Annotated in this window: 19 protein-coding genes; 13 read left to right on the forward strand and 6 right to left on the reverse strand. The window is 44.3% G+C overall.

Annotation, left to right across the window (positions count from 1 at the left end; translation table 11 throughout):
* Nucleotide 1: 1 nt before the first annotated feature.
* Nucleotides 2-1342 carry a sugar porter family MFS transporter gene (locus BLQ53_RS11505; protein WP_093727465.1) on the reverse strand — a complete coding sequence of 447 codons (1341 nt, stop codon included), beginning with the start codon at nucleotides 1340-1342 and terminating at the stop codon, nucleotides 2-4.
* Between the two features lie 187 nt (nucleotides 1343-1529).
* Here BLQ53_RS11505 and BLQ53_RS11510 point away from each other — a divergent pair, with 187 nt between their 5' ends.
* From BLQ53_RS11510 to BLQ53_RS18965, 6 genes are all read left to right on the forward strand, one after another.
* Nucleotides 1530-2414, forward strand: coding sequence for a Cof-type HAD-IIB family hydrolase (locus BLQ53_RS11510; RefSeq protein WP_093727617.1), 885 nt, complete (start codon nucleotides 1530-1532; stop codon nucleotides 2412-2414).
* Nucleotides 2415-2534: 120 nt separating this feature from the next.
* On the forward strand, nucleotides 2535-4250 hold the full coding sequence (locus BLQ53_RS11515; RefSeq protein ID WP_093727466.1) for an ABC transporter ATP-binding protein: 1716 nt from the start codon (nucleotides 2535-2537) through the stop codon (nucleotides 4248-4250).
* Nucleotides 4251-4468: 218 nt separating this feature from the next.
* Nucleotides 4469-5908 (forward strand): M20 family metallopeptidase, encoded by a 1440-nt coding sequence (locus BLQ53_RS11520; RefSeq protein WP_093727467.1) that lies wholly within the window; start codon nucleotides 4469-4471, stop codon nucleotides 5906-5908.
* Nucleotides 5909-5930: 22 nt separating this feature from the next.
* Nucleotides 5931-7493 (forward strand): AbgT family transporter, encoded by a 1563-nt coding sequence (locus BLQ53_RS11525; RefSeq protein ID WP_093727468.1) that lies wholly within the window; start codon nucleotides 5931-5933, stop codon nucleotides 7491-7493.
* A 152-nt stretch (nucleotides 7494-7645) separates the two neighbouring features.
* Complete coding sequence (locus BLQ53_RS11530; RefSeq protein WP_093727469.1) at nucleotides 7646-8245, forward strand: nitroreductase family protein; 600 nt, start codon at nucleotides 7646-7648, stop codon at nucleotides 8243-8245.
* Between the two features lie 167 nt (nucleotides 8246-8412).
* Nucleotides 8413-8559 carry a hypothetical protein gene (locus tag BLQ53_RS18965; RefSeq protein ID WP_170829674.1) on the forward strand — a complete coding sequence of 49 codons (147 nt, stop codon included), beginning with the start codon at nucleotides 8413-8415 and terminating at the stop codon, nucleotides 8557-8559.
* Between the two features lie 40 nt (nucleotides 8560-8599).
* Here the strand turns inward: BLQ53_RS18965 and BLQ53_RS11535 are convergent, their stop codons facing one another.
* Both BLQ53_RS11535 and BLQ53_RS11540 read right to left on the reverse strand, forming a co-directional pair.
* Nucleotides 8600-9571: an AEC family transporter gene (locus BLQ53_RS11535; RefSeq protein ID WP_093727470.1), complete on the reverse strand. Its 972-nt coding sequence runs from the start codon at nucleotides 9569-9571 to the stop codon at nucleotides 8600-8602.
* Nucleotides 9572-9677: 106 nt separating this feature from the next.
* Nucleotides 9678-11369 carry an NAD-dependent malic enzyme gene (locus BLQ53_RS11540; RefSeq protein ID WP_093727471.1) on the reverse strand — a complete coding sequence of 564 codons (1692 nt, stop codon included), beginning with the start codon at nucleotides 11367-11369 and terminating at the stop codon, nucleotides 9678-9680.
* 350 nt (nucleotides 11370-11719) lie between these two features.
* On the opposite strand from BLQ53_RS11540, the gene BLQ53_RS11545 reads away from it, so the two are divergent.
* Nucleotides 11720-13081: an FAD-binding oxidoreductase gene (locus BLQ53_RS11545; protein WP_093727472.1), complete on the forward strand. Its 1362-nt coding sequence runs from the start codon at nucleotides 11720-11722 to the stop codon at nucleotides 13079-13081.
* Between the two features lie 217 nt (nucleotides 13082-13298).
* Here BLQ53_RS11545 and BLQ53_RS11550 read toward each other — a convergent pair whose 3' ends face one another.
* Both BLQ53_RS11550 and BLQ53_RS11555 read right to left on the reverse strand, forming a co-directional pair.
* The gene (locus BLQ53_RS11550) at nucleotides 13299-13601 is read right to left on the reverse strand and encodes a hypothetical protein (protein WP_093727473.1); all 303 of its coding nucleotides are present in this window, start codon (nucleotides 13599-13601) and stop codon (nucleotides 13299-13301) included.
* A gap of 150 nt (nucleotides 13602-13751) precedes the next feature.
* Nucleotides 13752-14087, reverse strand: a complete 336-nt coding sequence (locus BLQ53_RS11555; RefSeq protein ID WP_093727474.1) for a winged helix-turn-helix transcriptional regulator — start codon at nucleotides 14085-14087, stop codon at nucleotides 13752-13754.
* Between the two features lie 179 nt (nucleotides 14088-14266).
* Here BLQ53_RS11555 and BLQ53_RS11560 point away from each other — a divergent pair, with 179 nt between their 5' ends.
* Nucleotides 14267-14737, forward strand: a complete 471-nt coding sequence (locus BLQ53_RS11560) for a nucleoside deaminase (protein ID WP_093727475.1) — start codon at nucleotides 14267-14269, stop codon at nucleotides 14735-14737.
* Between the two features lie 658 nt (nucleotides 14738-15395).
* Entirely contained in the window at nucleotides 15396-16397 is a 1002-nt protein-coding gene (locus tag BLQ53_RS11565) for an NAD(P)/FAD-dependent oxidoreductase (protein WP_170829675.1), read from the forward strand.
* A gap of 9 nt (nucleotides 16398-16406) precedes the next feature.
* On the opposite strand, the gene BLQ53_RS11570 is transcribed toward BLQ53_RS11565, so the two are convergent.
* Nucleotides 16407-17255, reverse strand: a complete 849-nt coding sequence (locus tag BLQ53_RS11570; protein WP_170829676.1) for a Cof-type HAD-IIB family hydrolase — start codon at nucleotides 17253-17255, stop codon at nucleotides 16407-16409.
* Nucleotides 17256-17411: 156 nt separating this feature from the next.
* On the opposite strand from BLQ53_RS11570, the gene BLQ53_RS11575 reads away from it, so the two are divergent.
* Genes BLQ53_RS11575 through BLQ53_RS11590 form a run of 4 tightly spaced genes read left to right on the forward strand, consistent with a single transcriptional unit; the run spans nucleotide 17412 to nucleotide 21983 of the window.
* The gene (locus BLQ53_RS11575; protein ID WP_093727478.1) at nucleotides 17412-18374 is read left to right on the forward strand and encodes a glycosyltransferase family 2 protein; all 963 of its coding nucleotides are present in this window, start codon (nucleotides 17412-17414) and stop codon (nucleotides 18372-18374) included.
* Nucleotides 18352-18756 (forward strand): GtrA family protein, encoded by a 405-nt coding sequence (locus BLQ53_RS11580; RefSeq protein WP_093727479.1) that lies wholly within the window; start codon nucleotides 18352-18354, stop codon nucleotides 18754-18756. Before BLQ53_RS11575 ends, BLQ53_RS11580 begins: the two co-directional genes overlap by 23 nt.
* Nucleotides 18746-21361, forward strand: coding sequence for a YfhO family protein (locus BLQ53_RS11585; protein WP_093727480.1), 2616 nt, complete (start codon nucleotides 18746-18748; stop codon nucleotides 21359-21361). Before BLQ53_RS11580 ends, BLQ53_RS11585 begins: the two co-directional genes overlap by 11 nt.
* Nucleotides 21345-21983 carry a lysozyme family protein gene (locus tag BLQ53_RS11590; RefSeq protein WP_139180875.1) on the forward strand — a complete coding sequence of 213 codons (639 nt, stop codon included), beginning with the start codon at nucleotides 21345-21347 and terminating at the stop codon, nucleotides 21981-21983. The genes BLQ53_RS11585 and BLQ53_RS11590 overlap by 17 nt, the downstream gene beginning before the upstream one ends.
* Nucleotide 21984 lies beyond the last annotated feature (1 nt).

Raw genomic sequence — 21984 nt, forward strand, 5'->3', positions numbered from 1 at the left:
TTTAACTGCTGCGTGTACGCAAATCTTCCTCTATTTGTTCCAAGCTCTTTCCTCGTGTCTCGGTCGTGAAGAACTTGATGAATAGGAAGGCCAGGATACCGATGACGGCAAAAATATAGAATAGGTAGCTGATACCGATTGCTCTGAGCAAGATCGGGAATAGCAGGGATACGATCAAGTTGGCACCATGCAGAGCGAATGTAGCTGCACCTGTTCCGATTCCCCGGACGCTGGCAGGGAATAATTCTGGAAGCATGATCCAAACAACTGGTCCCCATGTTGTGGAGAAAGCGACAATGAAGGCGCCGAGGCATACAATGATTGCCCAGGTGGCTGCTGTGGAATCAGGTGCCAGTAAGTTGATGGTAGAGAGCACAATCAGGCTGACAACCATACCGATATTACCTGCCATCAGCAAGGTTTTACGGTTAACTTTGTCTACAAATCGGATCGCAATAATTGTCATCACAACATTGACCGCGCCGATGCCAACAGTACCAAGAATGGCAGCAGAATCCGCAAATCCGGCATTTTCCAATGTTATTGGCGTGTAGTAGATGATAGTATTGATACCAATGAACTGCTGGAAGAAGGCGATACCTACTCCGGCGATCAATGCAGGACGAACCCAACTGGAAAGCAGTTCCTTCATGCCGCCTTCCTCTTCTTTTGCTGTCTTATTAACTTCGGAGATTTCTTCATTGATGGAAGCATCTTCGCCTCGTACACGTCTCAGGATGGCACGGGCTTGTTCTTCTTTTCCTACTGTCAGGAGCCAACGCGGGCTTTCAGGCATGAAAATCATGCCGATGATCAAGATGACTGCTGGAATGACAGCTAGTCCAAGCATCCAGCGCCATGCGCCTGCATCGGACAGAGCATAGTTCACGAGGTAGGAAGATAGAATACCGATTGTAATGAGAAGCTGATTCAATGAAGCGAGTGAGCCGCGTTTTTCTTTTGGAGCAAGTTCAGATAAGTATAATGGTACAATCGTAGTGGAACATCCGACGGCTAAACCAAGGATGACACGAGCAATAACCATCATCGTTACATTGACAGCCAGTCCGGCAGCAAGTGCGCCGATAAGAAATAGGATGCCGGCTCCGATTATCGTTTTTTTACGTCCGATCTTGTCTGTAACCCGTCCAGTGATGGCGGCACTGATGATGGCGCCGACTAAAAGGGAACTGACGACCAAGCCTTCTGTAAAGGAAGTGAGGCCGAGATCTTCATCGATGTACAGCAACGCACCAGATATGACTCCGGTATCATAGCCATAAAGCAAGCCGCCTAATGCACCGAAAAAATACAATAAGCTGCTTGATTGCTTTTTCTGCATATTTTGCTACCTCCTAAGTTGTGCGATGATTGTGTTATAATATGTAAGCCTTTTCCTCTTTCGTTATAAGATGAAACCTTTTCACCTGCTCTCGATTGAAAAGTCCCACAATAAACCATTATAATTTAATAATGGTAGAAATGACTACATAAAAATATTATTAGGAGGATTTTACTTGGCTAAAAAAATGATCGCGATCGATTTGGATGGAACATTACTGAATACCGAGAGTCAAATCCCCAAAGAGAATAAAGCGGCAATCAAACGTGCCATCGATGCTGATATGCTGGTTGCCATCAGTACCGGCCGTGCGACATTCGATGTGAAATCCCTTGTAGGCGATGATTTGGATATTCCGATCATCGCATCCAATGGCGGCACGATTCATGATGTCGGCTATAGGTTACTAAACAAGATTACTTTTGAAAAAGAATTGGCGAAGGAAGTTGCGAATTTCCTAGTCGAACAGGATATCTACTTTGAGGTGTATACAGAAACAGAGCTGCTTTCCCCATATAATGGGGAAGAGAAGCTGAAGGCGGAATTGGATAAGGTGGTATCTGCCAATCCGGATGAAAGTCTGGAGCAGCTATGGGTCGGTGCCATGTCTCAATTCAAACAATCGGGCATTCGCTTTGTGCCGAATATCGACCATATTTTCACTGATGAAAATACAATCTTCAAGATTCTTTGCTTCAGTTTCGATCTGCAAAGTCTGGCTGGAGTATATAAGGCAATCAGTCAGAATTCCAGAATCACAGTGACCTCTTCCGGGGAGCATATTTTGGAGATTTTGCCGGAGAATTCAGGTAAAGGATATGCGGTTACCATGCTTGCTGAAAAGTACGGGATCCAAACGGAAGATATCTATGCGGTGGGGGACAGTCCGAATGATATCAGTATGTTCGAGGTTGCTGGTAACGGTGTAGCCATGGAAAATGCGATGACAGAGCTTATGGAAATCGCTACACATGTGACAAAATCCAATGATGAACTTGGCGTTGCTTACTTCTTGGATAAATTGATTGCTGGGGAGCAGGATGAGCTACGACGAGTCGAGGAAGAAGTGTAAGGGAAACCGGTGCAGCATGCGCCGGTTTTTTTGTGTACTAAATTCTGATAAAGGGATGCGCTGTCGCGTTGTTTTATGTAAAATAGAGTGATAATCATTCTCAGAAAGAAGTGTTGGTTCTTGTTAAAGGATTTTTTCGCTTTTTATAAACCATATAAACGGCTGTTCATGCTGGATTTCGGCAGTGCGGTCTTTGTAGCTATACTGGAGCTTGCTTTTCCGATCGGCGTAAATATGATGGTGGACCGCTTGCTTCCGACGGAAAACTGGAGCTGGATTGTCACTGCATGTATTTTGCTGTTCATCGTCTATGGCTTGAGTACAGTCATGCAATACATCGTAACCTATTGGGGGCATAAGCTTGGTATCAATATAGAGCGCGATATGCGTAAACAGCTGTTCACGCATATGCAGAAACTGAGTTTTCGTTTCTTTGATAATACGAAGGTAGGAAATCTGATTTCCCGCTTGACCAACGATTTATTCATGATCGGGGAGATGGCCCACCACGGCCCGGAAGATTTGTTCATAGCAGTGATGACGATTGCTGGTGCGCTGTTGATCATGTTCTTCATCAATTGGCCGCTGGCGCTGATGACAATGCTGGTCGTGCCGATTCTATTCTGGATTGTCCTTTATTGTAATAAGAAAATGACAGAAGCCTCCAGAAGGATGAATGAAGATACTGCCGATTTCAGTGCCCGTATCGAAAACACTGTCGGCGGTATCCGGGTCGTGCAGGCTTTTACTAATGAAGCGCATGAAGAAGCGCGCTTTAAGGTCAATAATGAACGCTACCGTCTGACGAAATTACTATCTTATAAGATCATGGCTTTGAACTTATCTGTTACGTATATGTTGATGCGATTCATAGCGGTGTTCCAGTTAGTTGCCGGTGCATGGTTCATCATCCAGGATAGGATGTCATATGGGGATTTAGTAGCTTTCATTCTCCTGACAAATGTATTCTTCCAGCCGATTCAGAAAATCGGCGCCATCATTGAGCTATATCCGAAAGGAATCGCGGGTTTTCAACGTTATATGGATATCATGCGGCTGGATCCGGATATTAAAGATGCTCCAAATGCCAAGCATGTAGAAGCTTTGTCCGGGAATATCCGCTATGATAATGTTTCCTTCGGATATAAAGAGGGCAGCTCGATCCTTAAAGATATCAGTTTCTCCATCAATGCCGGGCAGACGGTCGCTTTTGTCGGTCCGTCAGGGGCTGGTAAATCCACGATTAGCAGCTTGCTGCCGCGTTTTTACGAACGGAATGCCGGAGAGATCACCATCGATGGCATACCAAACAATGAAATGACGCTTGCATCCCTGCGCAGTCAAATTGGGATTGTGCAGCAGGATGTGTATTTGTTTGGCGGTACAATCAGAGAGAATATCGCCTACGGTAAGTTGGGTGCAACGGATGATGAGATCGAGGAAGCAGCCCGAAGAGCACAGTTGACTGATTTTCTAGCAGAACTTCCGGATGGATTGGATACTGTCATCGGTGAACGAGGCGTAATGATTTCTGGTGGTCAGAAACAGCGCATATCCATCGCGCGTGTATTCTTGAAAAACCCGCCGATCCTTATTCTGGATGAAGCGACATCTGCACTGGATACAGAAACGGAAGTGAAGATACAAGAAGCGCTGGATGAGTTGTCAGCAGGACGGACAACATTAGTGATTGCGCATCGCCTGGCTACAATCAAACATGCTGATAAAATAATAATGGTCACCAAGCAAGGTATCACAGAAGAAGGGAAGCATAGCGAGCTATTGGAAAAAGAAGGTGCATATCGTCGCCTTTATGACGCGCAATTTACGCATTGATGTGTGAAACAGGGAGTTTTCTTCCGAACAAGGGATAAGACTTCCTGTTTTTTTGTCAAATATGTAAGCGTTTTCTTTATGATATGGTAGAATGGCTTACAACAAAAAAAGAATTATTAGACTTTTTTGACGATATGCTATTGCGGATTTTTATTTCTTTATGTAACATCACAGGTGAAGAAAGCTAACATGAAAACTTGTGCCAAGGAGGAGAGTCAATGGAAACAATCTCGGTGGATGGCCTTTTAAAAGATAAAGCAGCAAAACTATGCGTGGTGAGTGAACGGATTTGGGAGTTCGCGGAATTGCGCTTTCAAGAAAAGCAATCTGCTGCTCTGCTTGCAACCGTACTGGAAGAGGAAGGTTTTGAAGTAGAGCGTGGTATAGCTGGGATTGAGACAGCTTTTGTAGCGAATTATGGTCAAGGAAAGCCGGTCATTTCCTTTTTGGGAGAATTCGATGCGTTGTCGGATTTAAGCCAGGAGGCGGGAGTCATTGAACAAAAGGCAATCATACCTGGAGGTACAGGTCATGGATGCGGACATAATCTGCTTGGTACAAGTGCTCTTGGGGCAGCGTTGGCTGTCAAGGAGTATATGCAGGAAAACGGGTGGAGCGGAACGGTCCGTTATTACGGCTGCCCTGGAGAAGAGGGTGGATCGGGAAAGACGTTCATGGCAAAAGAGGGCGTCTTCGATGATGCGGATGCAGCCATTACGTGGCATCCGTTTACGCACAGTGGGGTGCAAAGAGCCGAGACGCTGGCCAACTATCAAGTTTATTTCAAATTCAAAGGGAAAAGTGCACACGCAGCAGCCGGGCCCCATTTAGGAAGAAGTGCACTGGATGCAGTTGAATTGATGAATATCGGTACTAACTTCCTGCGCGAGCATGTTATACAGGATGCGCGTCTGCATTATGCGATTACGAATGCGGGCGGAGTGTCTCCAAACGTTGTCCAACCGGAAGCTGAAGTACTTTACTTAGTCCGGGCTCCGGAGACAGAACAGGTGGAAAGCATCTATCAGCGAGTCGTAAAGATTGCCCAAGGTGCGGCATTGATGACGGAAACGGAGCTTGAGATAACTTTTGATAAAGCTTGTTCCGGATTCATCCGCAATACAGTCCTTGAACGAATCATGCAAGAACAAGTGGAACGTATCAAGGTCCCTGATTATACAGCAGATGAACTTGATTTTGCCAAAGGTATTCAGGCGACATTGAGTGAAGAGGATATTTCCTCTGATAAACGATCCATTTTGCAGCTGATTGGAAAGGATGCCGTACTGTGGGAAGAAGAAATGGATGCATCGCCAATCCTTACAACACCAATTCCATATCATGATTCGGAGAATTTCCAATATGGCTCGACTGATGTAGGGGATGTGAGCAGAATCACACCGACTGTCCAGTTCCACGCAGCTTGCTTCGCTGTTGGGTCGCCATTACATACATGGCAAGTAGTATCCCAAGGCAAAACATCCCTAGCCCAAAAAGGAATGTTGTATGCGAGTGAAGTAATGGCAGCCACGGCGCTATCTTTATTCGATAAACCGGAGCAGCTGGAGGCAGCGAAGCTCGAAATGAAAAAACGCCTTGGGCCAAATGGATATACGAATCCTATTCCAAACAGCGTCAAACCAACTATTTTAGCTTAACTAACAGATTGGGGGTAAAGAGATGGAAAATCAAAAGCGAAATGGCGGCTCGCGAAAGCCTAAAAAGGAAGAGGGTCGGGCCCTGAGATTCCTTTCTGCAATTGAACGTGCTGGGAACAAGCTTCCTGATCCATTCATGCTTTTCATTTATCTGGCAGTAATCATTGCCATTGTTTCCTGGGTCATGAGTATGCTTGGTGTATCCGTCACCACGCCTGAAAACGAGGTTGTGGAAGTAAACAACATGCTATCGAAGGAAGGATTGATTTTCGCTTTATCCTCCATGCTGGATAACTTCACTGGATTTGCTCCGCTTGGTCTTGTGCTGGTGATGATGTTTGGTATCGGACTTGCGCAGCATGTCGGATTTTTTGAGGTAGTCATGCGCGGAATGGTAGCAAATATCCCGAAAAGCTTGATCACCTATATGGTCATCTTCACGGGGGTGTTAGGAAATATTGCTTCTGATGCTTCGATGGTTATTATACCGCCGCTCGCTGCGATGATTTATTATTCCGTTGGCAAGCACCCAATTGCAGGACTTTTAACTGCCTTTGTTGCTGTATCAGCCGGATTTACAGCGAATTTCATGATTGCTGGAACAGATGTATTGTTATCTGGCATTTCAACAGAAGTCATTCAAGGGCAGTATAGTGATGCCAGAGCTGTTTCGCCGCTGGATAACTGGTACTTTATGGCTGCATCGACGATAATGCTTGTTTTTGTTGTAGCTTTCATTTCGAAGAAGTTAATTGAACCGAGGCTTGGTGAATATAATCCTGAATTCGCAGATAAGAGCATCCTGACTGCACAGATAGAGAAGCTGCGTCCAGAACAAAAACGCGGCATTCGGAATGCATTCATAGCAGCCGGAGTTTATTTGATTCTTGTTTCCTTGCTTATTTTACCTTCCAATGGTCTTTTGCGCGGAGAAAATGGAGAAGTTCTGCAATCACCATTTTTGAGTAATATTGTTCCGCTGATTTTAATGCTTTTCATCATTCTGGCAGTGTCGTATGGTTTTACTGCCGGTACACTCAAAAAAATCTCTGATATCCCAGAGAAAATGGGCGCAGCGATGAAAGAGATGTCGGGATTCATCGTGCTCGTCTTTGCTGCTGCGCAATTCATCGCATATTTTGAATGGACCAATATCAGTACGATCATTTCGGTGAACGGCAGTATCGCTTTGGAAAACATGAATATGACGGGCATTGGGGCGATGGTGGGATTCACCATCATCTCATCTATCGTCAACTTGTTCATCACGAGCGGCTCAGCGCTTTGGGCACTGCTTGCACCGGTATTCCTTCCTATGTTTTATCAGCTGGGTTACGACCCGGCTTATACACAGGTAGCGTTCCGTATCGGGGATTCAGCTTTTAATATCCTGTCTCCAATGAATCCATATGTTGTCATGCTGCTTGGGTTCATGAAACGATATGATAAGCGCTCTGGTCTCGGTACACTTATGTCGCTGATGCTTCCGTTTGCCCTCTTGATTTTGGCTGCTTGGATCATTATGTTCGTCATATGGAGTTTGCTCGGTTTGCAAGTTGGTCCGGGTGTTGATATTCGTTTATAAGAAAATTTTGAGGCTTCCTTTTTTATTGACGTTTTCTTTTGGATACGATAAATTGATTACTGAAAGTAACTCGATTATTTTGGATAACTAATAGAGGCTTACCTATTCGGGTATGCTATCAAGCGGTACTACAATTTTTGGAGGGATATATAATGACTCAGGATTTTTTCAAAGCATTGGAAAACAGAAGGTCCATTTATGGACTAGCAAAAGAATCTCCGGTTTCTGATGAGCGTATTCAGGAAATTGTGGAGTTTGCAGTTAAATATACGCCATCCGCATTCAATTCTCAAAGCACGCGTGTAGTCGTACTTCTTGGAGACAAGCATGATCGTTTCTGGGATCTTACAGAAGAGCAGCTTCGTGCAGTTGTACCGGCTGATAACTTTGCGCCGACGGAAGAAAAAATCGCTTCATTCCGCAATGGATACGGTACGGTACTATTCTTTGAAGATGAAACAGTTGTAAAAGGTCTTCAAGAGCAGTTCGCGCTATATGCGGATAACTTCCCGATCTGGTCTGAGCAGACTTCCGGTATGCATCAGCTTGTTGTCTGGACTGCTTTGGAAATGGAAGGACTCGGTGCAAGCTTGCAGCATTATAATCCATTAGTGGATGAAGCAATTCAAAAGGAATGGGATATCCCATCCAACTGGAAACTTCGAGCGCAAATGCCTTTCGGTAAGCCGGCGATGCCAGCTGGAGATAAAGAATTCAAACCATTGGAAGAGCGTGTGAAAATCATTAAATAAGGTACACAAAGCGCTATTGCCCCATCTGGACAATAGTGCTTTTCTTAGGTATAATTATTTGAAAATTCTGTTACAAGTATATTACATATGTTTCTTGTCCGGGGAGCCGGGGTATATGGTAGCTACCAACATAATCAATCCTATTAAAATGAAAGGAAGGAAGTAAAGTGAGTGCAAATCCATATAAGAAGTTGCAGCATGCCGGTGACTTGTCGGATGACGAACGAGATGAAATTCTAACCACTTTGGAACGATACATGGATTACTTGCGAGACGAAATGTCGAAATCAGATGACCTTCCTGCCGTCAAATAGAAAAAGGAGTATCCCCGATAAGAGGGATACTCCTTTTGTTTTACATTATGGCCGTTATTAAGAATGGCAATGTAATGATAGAGAGGATTGCACTGATTACAAAGGCAGATGCAACCTCTGTTTCCAAGCTTCTGAATCGAATTGCGATCATAGATGCAACCGCAGAACCTGGGAAGGATACAAGCAATACAGCCATGACGAAATCATCATGTTTCAAACCAAGTGCAAGCGCGATGAGAACCATTGCAAGCGGCTGAACGATTGCTTTCAAGATAGCGATCGAGAATGCGGAGAAGCTTAGTTTGATTCTGTTGATACCGATTGTAACACCGACTGCGAACAACGCAACACCGGATACGACGTCACCGATTTGATCAAGTGATTTCTCTCCCAATTCTGGTAGATGGAAGTTAAAAACGAGTACAAGGATCAAACCGACGATCGGTACACAAGCAAGTGGCTCACTAAGACCATGCAGGATGGACTTGCCTGTCACTTTGAGAAGGCTCTCTTGTTTTTCATCGGAATTCGCATCAGTATTACGGTTACGTTCGCCGACTGTACCAAGGATGGTTGCCAATGGATCGAGCACGGCGTTTACGATGATACCCATCAATGCAATCGGAATTGCAATTGCTTCGGCTCCAAAGATACTTCCCATAACAGGAATACCCATGAATGCGAATGTTGGCTGTGTCGAGTTCAAGGAAAACATCGTTGACTGTACAAAATCATATTTAGAAGTCCATTTAGTGATAAGAAGTACAACAACGAAGAATCCGATGACACCAATCAATAATGATCCAAGAAATGAAGCTTTATCAAAGATCGTTTCGCGTGATGTAGTTGTAATACCTACGAATAAGTGTGCTGGTAATGCAATTTTTGTTACAAGCGTATTAATCCCTTTAGATGTTTCTTTATTGAAAATGCCACGATTTCCGGCGATGAATCCAAGTAGGATGACGAAGAAAATCGGGACAAGTATGATGAAAATTTCACCAAAACTCATGTTCATTCCACTCCCTCAGTAGTAATGTTGCTCAAGTTGTCAAAATTAATACAGGTGCCTCCTTATTGGAAGGAGTCACCTGCACCATGAGAAATTCTTTAAAATCTTAGCCTCTGATGGATTTGTATTCTGGTTTCCATACAGATTTAGCGATAAGGTCTTTGATTTCTTCAGGTTTTGCATCAGATACGCCGTCTTCGATTGCAGCTTTAGCAACTGCTTCTGCAACAGCGGTTGAAACAGGTTGAAGTTCGTCGATTGCCGGAAGCAAAGAACCGCCTTGTGTGTTGCTTTCAACCATGTCCGCGATTGCGTTGGCTGCAGCAGCAAACATGGAATCAGTGATACGGCTAGCTTTCACAGCGATGGAACCAAGTCCAAGACCAGGGAAAGCAAAGGCGTTGTTCGCTTGACCGATATGGTAAGTCGTACCTTTGTATTGAACTGGATCGAACGGGCTTCCTGTTGCAATCAATGCTTTTCCGTCAGTCCACTCAAGCAAGTCTTTTGGAATTGCTTCTGCTAGTGGAGTTGGGTTGGACATAGGCATGATAACTGGATATTCTACATGTTTTGCCATTTCCTTGATGATTTCGGCACTGAATGCACCAGCTTGTCCGGAAGTACCGATCAGGATAGTCGGTTTCACTTGGCGGATAACTTCAGCAAGTCCGATGATGCCGTCTTCTTTATTCCAGTCTTTTACTTCATCGGTAGGACGAAGGTATGGTTTCTGGAAGTCAGCAATGCCATCCATATCATCAGTCAAAAGACCGCGTTGGTCGATCGCCCAGAAGTTTTTCAATGCATCTTCTTTGGAGATACCATCAAGTACCATTGCAGCAGCGATTTGATCGGCATTACCGATACCTGCAGAACCAGGACCGAATACAACGACGCGCTGCTCGCTGATTGGTGTGCCGGCTACCTTGGAAGCACTCATGACAGCAGCAAGTGTGATGGCGCCAGTACCTTGAATGTCATCATTGAAAGTAAGGATCTTGTCGCTGTACTTATCGATGATGTTACGTGCATTGCGGTTACCGAAGTCTTCCCAGTGAAGAAGTACGTTAGGGAACTTCGCAACTGTTTTACTGATGAATGCATCGATGAACTGATCATATTGCTCACCGCGGACGCGTTTGTGGCGGTTACCAACATAAAGTGGGTCGTTAAGCAATGATTCGTTATCTGTACCTGCATCAATAACTACAGGAAGTACACGGTTAGGATCGATACCAGCAGCTGCTGTGTATACAGCCAATTTGCCGATGGCGATATTCAAACCGCCGACACCCCAGTCACCTATTCCAAGAATGCTCTCAGAGTCAGTTACTACGATCAAGTCGATTTCATCTGTGTTAAGCAATGTATTGTCGTATGCTTGCTCGATGTTGTCCGGGTTGTTGATATCAAGGTAAACACCGCCTGGACGTTGGTACTCGTGGCTGTATTCCTGGATAGCTTGTCCTACAGTCGGAGTATAAACGACAGGAAGCATTTCGCTTAGATGATCAGTCAAAAGACGATAGTAAAGAACGACATTACGGTTGTAAAGCTGGTTCAATGTATTGTTTTTCAACAAATTGTTCGGCTGTGCATTGAACTGTTCGTAAGCACGCTTCACTTGCTCATCCAATGTCAAAACTGTCGCTGGCAAAACGCCTTCAAGACCAAGCTCTGCGCGTTCATCTTTTGTAAAAGCGACACCTTTATTTAGAAAAGGATTTGAAATTAAGTTTTTACCTCTTAGAGAAGTGGAAATGGATCCATCTTCATTATTACGATATGTGTTCATATCTGATTCCACCTTTTCGAATGATTACTTACCTTTTGTAACTGCCACAGACAATTCTATCACTAATCAATTGTTAATCAATTTTAACAAAGTATTTAAAATAACTATTGCATTTATAGAGTTTGTGTGATATTTCACATACTGATTGACGTTCCGAAAAACCGCGGCATCAGAGTATTTAACAGATGTGAAATAAATTAGATATTTACTTTATTATTGTTTTTTTTACTTAGAAAAATATACATACTGCGGGTTATCTTATCATGTTTATTTATTCTAATTATTCTGCTTTTTAATTCACAATCATCATGTTAAGCTTATTTATATATAGAAAGAAGGTGCAGTAAGGCATGGACATTGTGAAAGAACTGAGTAAGATTGTTAATCCAGGGAGAATTTCAACCGCAGCTGCGGTCATCAGTCAGCATAATCACGATGCATCCTATCACCCTGAGGCAGATCCGGATGTTGTAGTCTTTCCGGAGAATACGGAGGAAGTCAGCGCAATCGTTGCATTTGCCAGCGAACACGGAGTGCCTGTCACTCCTTTTGGGAAAGGTTCCAGCTTGGAAGGGCATGCTATTCCTTATGAAGGTGGCATATCACTGGACCTTGGGTTGATGAACGATCTGAAGGCGGTTGGAGATAGGGATGGTTATGTTGTTGTCGGAGCGGGGCTGACGCAGTTTCAGTTGAATGATGCCCTAAAGAAGCATGGATTATTCTTCAGTGTAGATCCTGGGGCTGAGGCAACACTTGGAGGGATGGCGGGTACGAATGCAAGCGGCTCGTATACAGTGAAATACGGTACGATGCGGGATAATATACTTGATATGGAAGTAGTGTTGCCGAACGGTGAAATCATCCACACAGGTTCAAAAGCAGTGAAATCATCTTCCGGATTGCATCTTTCGGGTATATTTGCTGGTTCGGAAGGTACTCTTGGTATCATTACGGAACTCACACTACGTGTCTATCCGATACCTGAGGCGACAGTGGCTGCACGTGCTGTGTTCCACGATTTCGAAGAAGCCGTTACAGCTGTCGTAACACTGCGTACCGCCGGACTGGATTTGGCGCGGATTGAATTCGTGGATGCTGATTCGGTGACACATGTCAATCATTTCGCCAAAACAGCTTATATCGAACAGCCGACCATCTTTTTCGAATTGAACGGGGAGGTCGAGCATCTCCAGCATCAGCTAAAACGGATGGAGGAATTATTGAAACCTTTCGAGGTGGTCGAATTCTTGGCAGAGACAGATCAGGCAGCCCAAGAGCGATTGTGGGATGCAAGGCATAACCTTGCTTATTATTACATACAAGGGGCTCCGACGAAACAAATGCTCGTAACAGATGTATGTCTGCCTATATCTGAACTATCCGCGGCGATTCTGCATGCAAGAAGGGCAGTGGATGAAAGCGGCTTGGAAGCTGGAATTGTAGGACATGTAGGAGATGGGAACTTTCATATCATTGCCATGGCGGATTTCGCGGATGAAAAGGAAGTGGCTGCAGCTAAACTGCTCCATGAAGCGGTTGTGGACTATGCGCTTGCACATGATGGTACTTGCACAGGTGAACATGGCGTAGGGGTCGGTAAGAAAAGATACCAATCAAGGGAACATGGTACAGCCTATGATTTGATGCGCACAATCAAACATGCGATCGATCCGCATGGCATCATGAATCCTGGCAAATTAATCGATTAAATAAAAAAGAGCGTATTCCCCCTCAAGAATACGCTCTTTCCTATTTATCCTTTTTTGCTGAATAGGTCTGAAATCGCATGCACCACTTCAATGCCTTGATATGCAAAGATGGATAGTGCGCTAACGGAAAGTGCTATGACCATGATCGCTCTTGCCACAAACATTTTCGTCCCCTCCTTTGGATTGCTAAAACAACCTAAAGCAAAAGGAGTGCTATTCAGCGGTAACTCGATTGATAGAAGACGGCCAGCAGGAAATGCCGGACCGCCTGCTTGGTCTGCAACATACGTGCTTGTATCATACTTGTGGCAAGCAGTATTGGCAGAAAAGTCAGGACTGCTGTTTGTGCTATAATCGGAAGCCAATGTTTTTCATCATCCGGTAAATCGGCCTTATGGATGACAACATGCTGTGGTTGGATATCATCTGTTCCCAGATGATAAATCGGATGCAGCACCATTACTTGCAGTGTGATCGACATCACGAGACCAATGAACAAAAGAGCAGCTTTACGTTGCATTTCCTCCCCACCTCCTATCCGTCATGATTTCTTAACTATATACCCGTTGCGGCAAAATGTAAATAGTTTTTTAATAATATTTTCATAATTCAGAATAGTTTACAAACAAAAAAACCTGTCCTATGGCTAGGGCAGGCCATTTTCAGCATACTATTGTTTTGTTGGGGCTGGTTCATCCGGTGTAATCCATTTCTCCGCCCATTCTCTTATGGAAGTAATCACAGGGCGCAATGCATGCCCTTTTTCTGTCAGTTCATATTCAATACGGACAGGTGTGTCCGGATATACTGTTCTTGTTGCGATACCCGCTGCTTCGAGCTCTTTGAGGCGTTCGGAAAGCAAGCGGCCGCTGATCGGAAGGGAAGATTCCAATTCGGAGAATCGCTGTGATCCTTCTAAGAGGCGGAAAATGATAAGGCCAGTCCAACGTTTGCTTAGAAGCTCCATTCCTGACTCAAAGCGTGGACATAATTCTGCAGATTTCATCTGTCATCACCTCTTCAAAAGCACTGTTTACTTAATCTTTTATGTTTCATTATATATGAGGTTACGAAAAGTAACAAGTGTATTGTTCCTGATCATAGCGTATTCTATGCAGACTTTCTGGCTAATAATTATGAAAAATCTTATAATTGGATGGTGAGTATGATACAGGAGGAGATGGAATGAATCATCATCATTATATAGAATACGCATGTAAACTGGCAGTTGAAAATGTAACCAGTGGCAAGGGGGGACCCTTCGGAGCTGTGATCGTCCGAGATGGGGAAATTGTCGGTCAAGGAACGAATCTGGTGACAAGCTTGCATGATCCAACCGCGCATGCGGAAATACAGGCTATCCGGGACGCCACAAGCAATCTGGGGCATTACGAACTGGAGGAATGTATCATTTACTCCAGTTGTGAACCGTGCCCGATGTGTTTGGGAGCAATCTATTGGGCTCGTCCAAAGGCACTGTACTTTGCATATACAAAAAAGGATGCTGCAGCAATCGGTTTTGATGATGACTTCATTTATCAGGAAATTGAAAAACCATATGAGAAACGGAAGATTCATACGGTACAGCTTCGTGATAAGGAGACATCTGATCCGATGAAAGCTTGGATGCAGCAGGAAGATAGAGCAGAATATTGAAGAAGGCGATCCTGTCATACAGGAGTCGCCTTCTTTTTTTGCTGCATGGAATGTATGGGGAAAAGTCATGAACTCCGATACTAGCAATGGTTTACTGAACATATTGCCTTGTGCATAGTCGCACCCACGTCAGCTGTTCTTGGCTTTCCGCATCTTCAGCCACTACGGACACTTAGCTACATACATGGCGATATCGGCAAAACGCATCAATTTCTTGCTTGAGGTTCCGTTGTCCGGAATCAGATCGATATCGATACTTGAACTGCCCTCGATGAAAAAAAGGTTCCTTTACACGTGAGATGATCGCTTGTGTCAGTTGTGTTGTGTCTACCTTTGCAAGGTGAATTGTTCTTCGACTAGCTGACAGCAGTTTGTCTTCGAATTTATGTCTAAGTGACTGCTAGGAAAAGAGCTGCTGGCCACTTGTACGCTCTTTCAAATAGTTGAGGGGATGTTGTTCGAAATAATGGCAATTTGTAGCTTCCGCCAATTCCTCGGAGTGAATACGACTTTCGTTGTTGTATAATGCATGCGCGCCATCGTTAAAGTGGTGATGAATTTCAGCAAGGACGGTTTTGTCCCATGGAAGTAATGGCATATTAATCGAGCAATTCAAGGTGTTATAATAGCAACAATGAGCTGCAGGGAGGGTTCTACATTGCGGAATGATCTTATATACGATGTGATCATCGTAGGAGGAGGGACGACCGGCCTCTATACGTCCTTTTATACAAAGCTGCGGAGAATGACGACATTATTGATTGAAGCTTCATCGGATTTTGGCGGGAAAGTGGCGCAGTTCTATCCGGAAAAGCAAATTTATGATGTGGGCGCATATCCCGTCGCCACGGGGGAGGAGATGGTCGACAGGCTGCTTGAGCAAAGCAGGGCAGCAGAACCTGAAATCGTAACCGGGGAATTTGTCGAACAGGTGAGAAAACAGGAAAACGGGATATTCGAAGTGAAAACCACTTCCGGCAAGCTGTATATGACTCGGACAATCATCCTTGCCTGCGGAATGGGAACTTATCAAATGAAACCGTTACGGCTTGCAGAAGCGCCGTTTTATGAGGGGAAAAATCTACATTATTATTTGAAGTCGGCCGAGAGATTCCGTGATATGAGCGTCACTGTCTATGCGATGAACAGGACGGGTATTGATTGGGCGATGGCACTTGAGAAGACAGCAAAGGAAGTGACATTGCTTAATCAGCAGGATTATTTTCTATACACGCCGCCGCATGTAATTGAAGCACTGGAGGAAACTTCGATAAAGGTCAAGTACAATCATAAAGTGACTAAGCTAATAGGGAACAGCCAAGGGTTGCATACATTATTAGTAGATCAGGAAGGTTTACAGAGGATGCATGAGACCGATGCGCTGCTATATTATGAAAACGTCAATTTGACACAAACACCTTTTGCAGTCTGGGGAATCGAGACAGACAAGAATAAAGTCATCGTAGATCATACGATGTCGACAAGCATACCGGGCATCTACGCCGCAGGTGATGCTGTACATTATCCCAATAAGAATATGCTGATTGCGACAGGTTTCGCTGAGGCAATCACTGCAGTCAATAGTGCGAAGCTGTATCTGGATCCTTCAGCAAGTGCTCAAGTATATAGCACAATCGAATATCAAAAAAATAGAGGCTGATGGCAGCCTCTATTTTTGTAGTATTTCACGTTCGAGCATTCTAGCGACGCCGCCGTTCTCATTGGTCTCGGTCGTGTGGTCGCAATACTGTTTCACTTCTTCAGCTGCATTGCCCATAGCGACCTTCGTCCCTGCTACTTCAAGCATTGGCAAATCATTCATGCTGTCACCGATAGCAATGATATCCTCTTTCTTAAAGTCCAATTTCTTTGCGAGTTTTTTCAGTGCATGTCCTTTCGATGCTTTGCCATCAACGATTTCCAAATTGAAATCGGCAGAAGAAAATAGATTCAGCCCTTTCTTGCTCAGTGTATCGGCTGCGACGCGCTGTCTTTCTTCATCAAAACTTACAATGGTTATTTTGTAAATTTCTTTCTCGGACTGAAAGACTTCGATATAATCCTCAACTTCCTGCAAATTAGTCTGTCCGAGCTGGCGTTTGCGGGCTTTCTCCATCTCGCTTCTGTCCACATTCTGCACTACGTCCATTTCATCCAGCAGCAGTTGCTTCGCTTTGCTCGTAATGAATATTTCGTCATCTGTGACAATTTCATAATAATAATTCTCTTCATTCAGCCATGTGACAATCTCTTTGGCATAGATAGTTTCTAACGGCAGGGAAACTGTCAATTTCCCTGCCGGATCGCAGGTGGTAGCTCCATTTGCTCCGATCACCCATGTTGAAAGCTGCTGGTCTTGGAAGAGGCGATGAACATCGAAGTGCGCCCGTCCTGTTGCGATGACGATTTCGGCGCCTTTTTGCTGCGCTTTTTTTACGGCAGCGGCATGCATCGCAGAGATAGTATAATCTTGATTAAGAAAAGTTCCATCCAAGTCTATTGCTGCTAATTTGCGCATCTCTCTAGCTCCTTTACTCATTTTTAACACATATTCCCTCTTTTAAATAGGATGTAAACTGACGAATTAAGGGTAGTAAAGTATAATAAGGAGTCAAGCCGCTCACAATTTTAACAATACATAGATAATGGTTTATGTCTAAATGGAGGGAAAAGAATGGCTGGGAGATTACTATCCGTAATTGTGCCTTCGTTTAATGAAGCGGAAAATGTGAAGCTATTTTATGAAGAACTTGCCAAGGAATTGCAATACGCATCCTATGATTATGAAGTGATTTATGTGGATGATGGCAGTTCAGACACCACGCTATTGGAACTGAAAGAATTAGCAGATATGCATTACAATGTGCGGTATTTGTCATTCACAAGGAATTTCGGCAAGGAGGCAGCAATTTTGGCTGGATTCCAACATGCCAAGGGAGATTGCGCGGTCGTCATCGATGCGGATTTGCAGCACCCTGTTTCCTTGCTGCATGAGCTATTGACTGGCTTCGAAGAGGGATATGATCAAGTCATCGCCCGAAGAAACAGAAAAGGGGAAAGCCTTTCGCGTAAAGTTATTTCGACGATGTACTATAAGATCATCAACCGTTTCATTGATGTCCGCATTCAAAATGGGGTCGGGGATTTCCGTTTGCTCAGCCGCCGGGCTATCGATGCCTTGCTGATCCTGAGTGAGGGCAATCGGTTTTCAAAAGGATTATTTTCCTGGATTGGATTCGAACAGAAAACGGTCTACTATGATAATGTTTGCCGTCAAAATGGGGAATCAAAATGGTCGTTTGGAAAACTATTCGATTATGGTGTGGATGGTATCGTATCCTTCAATACAAAACCATTGCGTGCCTGCTTGTATGCTGGTTTCATCGTGTTATTCCTTTCACTGGCATATATCCTTTATACGTTCGTGGAAGTGCTGGTCCGCGGAGTCGTCACACCGGGTTATTTCACTTTGATCACTGCCATCTTGTTCTTGGGTGGAGTGCAGCTAGTCAGCTTGGGTGTGATCGGGGAATATATCGGTCGTATTTACAACGAAACAAAACGCAGACCGCATTACTTAGTAAAAGACACAAATATCGAGGCAAGGAAACGTTATGAAAAAAATATGGAAGCTTGAATTCACTCGTTTTATCATTGTCGGTGTGCTGAACACTATCTGTTATTACCTGGTGTACTTGTTCTTTTATCAGCTGGCAGATGTGCATTATCTTGTATCCCATTGGATTGGGATCATCATCAGCATGATTTTTTCATTTTTCTTGAACAGTTACTTCACCTATGGCGTGAGACCGACTTGGCGGAAGTTTTTCCAGTTTCCGTTAACGCAGGTTGTCAATATCACCGTATCGTCCGTCCTGGTATACATCTTCATCGAGGGCTTCGGCTGGAATGGTACAGTGGCACCTGTAGCGGCAGTCTTCTTCACTGTGCCGATCACGTTTGTCATTACTAGTAAAATCATGAAAAATGGGCGTGGGGATGTGACAAATGAAGCGTAGATGGAAGCTGGTGCTGCTCGTTTTAGCAGCACTTGCATTTGCTATTTTAGTACATATACATTTCATTCGGGAATACTTGGATGGTCGCCTCATGCTCGGCCCGAATGATGGAATGGCGCAGATGCTGCCATTTAAGCAGCACTTGTATGAGCAATATGCGCAAGGGAACTTCTTCTATTCGTTCTCTTTCGGGCTTGGAGGCGGCATATACAGTCAGCTGGCCTACTATTTCTCTACAAGTATCGTTTACCTGCTGACAATGCTTGCGATAAAAGTTCTCGATATTACCAATGTGATCGGAACCCCGGATGCCATCACCTGGGCGAAAGCTATTCTGCCTGTCAGTATCATCCGTCTTACTACGGCGCTTTTGCTTGCGGTCGGTGTATTTCGGTATATGCGTATCCCCTTTATACCTGCATTTGTTGGGGCTTGTTTTTATGCCGGCAGTGCAATCTATTTCCGGCATGTCGTATATTGGGAGTTTTTCGCCAATGCTTTTCTTTGGCTGCCGCTGCTAGTACTTGGAGTGGAAAAAATCATTCGGGAGCGGAAACCATACTGGTTCATTGCCGCTGTGGCGATATCCGTTTTCGATAATTTCTATTTTGCGTACATAAGCTTTGTTTTTATCGGAATCTATGTCATCGCTCGGTGGTTTATCAAATTGTCAGAGGATGAACTGCCAGTCAAATTCCAGCTGCTTTATTTTATTCCGGCTGCATTGCTTGGTTTTGGAATCGGTTCGATTTCATTCATTCCATCTGTCTATGCATTTCTGAATAATTACCGGCCGGCTTTTGATGACCCGATACCGTTTTATGGAAATGACGATAATATCCTGTTCACGAGCCGAACGTTGCTTCTGCCTGTCTTATTTGTCATCTTTGTATGTGTAGCAGGGTTTTATAAGAACAAGTTGTTCCGATTGTTTGCACTGTTGAGCATCTTGTTCATTTTCTTCCAAGGCAGTCCTCGTATCGCCAGCATTTTCAATGGTTTCTCGGCGCCACAATATCGTTTTGAGTACTTATCGATGTTCGTTGTTGCGGGTACCATCGCTGTGGGGCTCACATTATTGCCAAAGGTGAAAAAACTGCATCTGCTATTGGCTTTAGGGCTTACGGTTCTATTGTACAGCCTCTATCTGCACCATGATTTGAGGATGGATTGGGAGGATGACTGGGCGAAATACGTTTGGAATGGTGTTGCGCTGGTACTGTTTGTTTTCCTCTTTTATACTTTCAAAAGGAAAGTATGGATGTTAGGTCTTTGTCTTATCGTTGTTTTCGCGACCTACATACCGCTGATCAATGCACATCAGGAAAGGCAGCTGTCTGATTCGGGTCATGTAGAGAATTCCACACTCCAATTCCTGACAAGTGACAAGTATGCAAGTGATGAACAGCAGGAATTGATACAGGATGTCCTTGATTCGGATGAGAGCTTTACCAGACTCGAATGGAAGACAGACAATCGGAATAATACGAATTTGGTGCAAAGTTTTCCCGGTGTCAGCATCTATTCAAGCATTTTGAATAAGGAACTGCTGTTTTTCTATTACTATGATCTGAATATCGATATGAAACGGGAAAGTGTGAGCCGCTATTCAGGCTTTGGCAACAGAGCGAACCTGTACAGTTTGCTCAATGGGAAATACATCATGTACGATAAAAAGGAGCCGATTGCTGCACCGTACGGCTTTGAGCCGTACATGGAAAGCAGCAATTATATCGTTTATCGGAACGACAATTTGCTTCCGTTCGCAAAGGTTTCCACAGAAGTTTTCCAGGAGGGAAATCTGGAAAGTCATACGCCGCTTGAACGGGAACATGCAATGCTTGAGGGCATAATTCTTGCAGATGGTGAAACGACCGGAACTATCGATTCACTGCCGGATCTGATGGATCAGGTAACAGTAGAGGCTGCCGGGGGTACTTATCAGGATGGACAACTCCAGGTAGATCAAGAGGAAGGCGGGCTCGATCTGCGGCTGGATGATGATTTACCACAAACAGGTGATTATTACATCAGCTTCTATCTGAAGAATAATGATGCCAGCGCTCCATTATATGATTTGACAGTCAATGAGTTTGAAACAAACAGGAAATCCCAGCAGTCGATTTATCGTACGAAGGTCGATGAATTGACCATCCGCGTCAAGGCAGCTGATACAATTCGGATAAGGCTGCCCGAGGGGAGTTATACGATCGAAGATTTCCAGCTGCAGCATGAGAATTACCAAAAGCTTGAGGAGACTGAATCTGCAGCGGAGGCAATACCATTTTCGATCAATAACAGCCAAGTGACGGTGGACTACGATAATCAGCAAAACGGTGAAAGCTATTTGAAAATACCTGTGCCATACGAAAAAGGTTGGCAAGTATCCGTGAATGGTGAGGAACAGGAACTCCTGAAGGCTGATTATGCATTTGTAGGTGTCAAGCTTCAGGATGGGGAAAATCATATTGTCTTCACATACAGACCACCGTTTTGGAATATGCTGCTCGTTCTCTGTCTGGGAAGCATCCTCATGTCACTAGGATGGGGAGGCTTTCTGCGAAAACGTCATATGGCGGGTGAGAAAGGTGAAAAAGAAGCGTAACAGGAAGAAACAATCTCTTTTGTATGCATTTGGTACAGTACTTTTGTTCGGTTTGGGTCTATTCTTTCTTCTGTTCTTGCTGTCTGTTGTGGTAAACGATAGCGACAATGAGCAGAACGAAGGAAGGGCGCTTTCTGAGGATGCATTGGCTTATCGGGATATGGTAGAGCAAGAATTAGCCAAAACGAATCAGGAATCGCTGGCGCCGCTCGTTCTCTCTGTCATGATGCAGGAGTCTGGCGGCAGGGGAAGTGACCCGATGCAAGCTTCCGAAAGCAAATGTGGAGTGCCAGGCTGTATACAAGATGCAAAGGAATCCATCGTCTATGGCATCGCCCATTTTCTCCGTATGCTGGAAGAAGCGAATGGAGAGGAAGATGTAGCAATCCAGGCTTATAATTTCGGTGCGGGATTTATTGGTTTTGTCAATGAAAACGGCGGGGTATTCAGTGAAGATCTGGCAGTCCGATTTGCTCAAGAACAATATGCGAATCTTGATAATCCGGAAGATTATCGCTGTATACGTCCAGAATCGGAAGAATTGGATGCGTGTTACGGAGATATTCATTATGTAAAAGCTGTCTACAGTTACTTGCCTGCAGCAAAAGCTGCTTATAAATAAA

Source organism: Terribacillus halophilus (assembly GCF_900101385.1).
Lineage (GTDB): Bacteria > Bacillota > Bacilli > Bacillales > Amphibacillaceae > Terribacillus > Terribacillus halophilus.

Coding starts and splice junctions, on each gene's coding strand:
- BLQ53_RS11555 (WP_093727474.1), bottom strand. CDS start 14,087: ATGAAATCTGCAGAATTATGTCCACGCTTTGAGTCAGGAATGGAGCTT.
- BLQ53_RS11510 (WP_093727617.1), top strand. CDS start 1,530: ATGATCGCGATCGATTTGGATGGAACATTACTGAATACCGAGAGTCAA.
- BLQ53_RS11550 (WP_093727473.1), bottom strand. CDS start 13,601: ATGCAACGTAAAGCTGCTCTTTTGTTCATTGGTCTCGTGATGTCGATC.
- BLQ53_RS11570 (WP_170829676.1), bottom strand. CDS start 17,255: ATGCGCAAATTAGCAGCAATAGACTTGGATGGAACTTTTCTTAATCAA.
- BLQ53_RS11525 (WP_093727468.1), top strand. CDS start 5,931: ATGGAAAATCAAAAGCGAAATGGCGGCTCGCGAAAGCCTAAAAAGGAA.
- BLQ53_RS11505 (WP_093727465.1), bottom strand. CDS start 1,342: ATGCAGAAAAAGCAATCAAGCAGCTTATTGTATTTTTTCGGTGCATTA.
- BLQ53_RS11545 (WP_093727472.1), top strand. CDS start 11,720: ATGGACATTGTGAAAGAACTGAGTAAGATTGTTAATCCAGGGAGAATT.
- BLQ53_RS11560 (WP_093727475.1), top strand. CDS start 14,267: ATGAATCATCATCATTATATAGAATACGCATGTAAACTGGCAGTTGAA.
- BLQ53_RS11580 (WP_093727479.1), top strand. CDS start 18,352: ATGAAAAAAATATGGAAGCTTGAATTCACTCGTTTTATCATTGTCGGT.
- BLQ53_RS11540 (WP_093727471.1), bottom strand. CDS start 11,369: ATGAACACATATCGTAATAATGAAGATGGATCCATTTCCACTTCTCTA.
- BLQ53_RS11520 (WP_093727467.1), top strand. CDS start 4,469: ATGGAAACAATCTCGGTGGATGGCCTTTTAAAAGATAAAGCAGCAAAA.
- BLQ53_RS11535 (WP_093727470.1), bottom strand. CDS start 9,571: ATGAGTTTTGGTGAAATTTTCATCATACTTGTCCCGATTTTCTTCGTC.
- BLQ53_RS11575 (WP_093727478.1), top strand. CDS start 17,412: ATGGCTGGGAGATTACTATCCGTAATTGTGCCTTCGTTTAATGAAGCG.
- BLQ53_RS11585 (WP_093727480.1), top strand. CDS start 18,746: ATGAAGCGTAGATGGAAGCTGGTGCTGCTCGTTTTAGCAGCACTTGCA.
- BLQ53_RS11530 (WP_093727469.1), top strand. CDS start 7,646: ATGACTCAGGATTTTTTCAAAGCATTGGAAAACAGAAGGTCCATTTAT.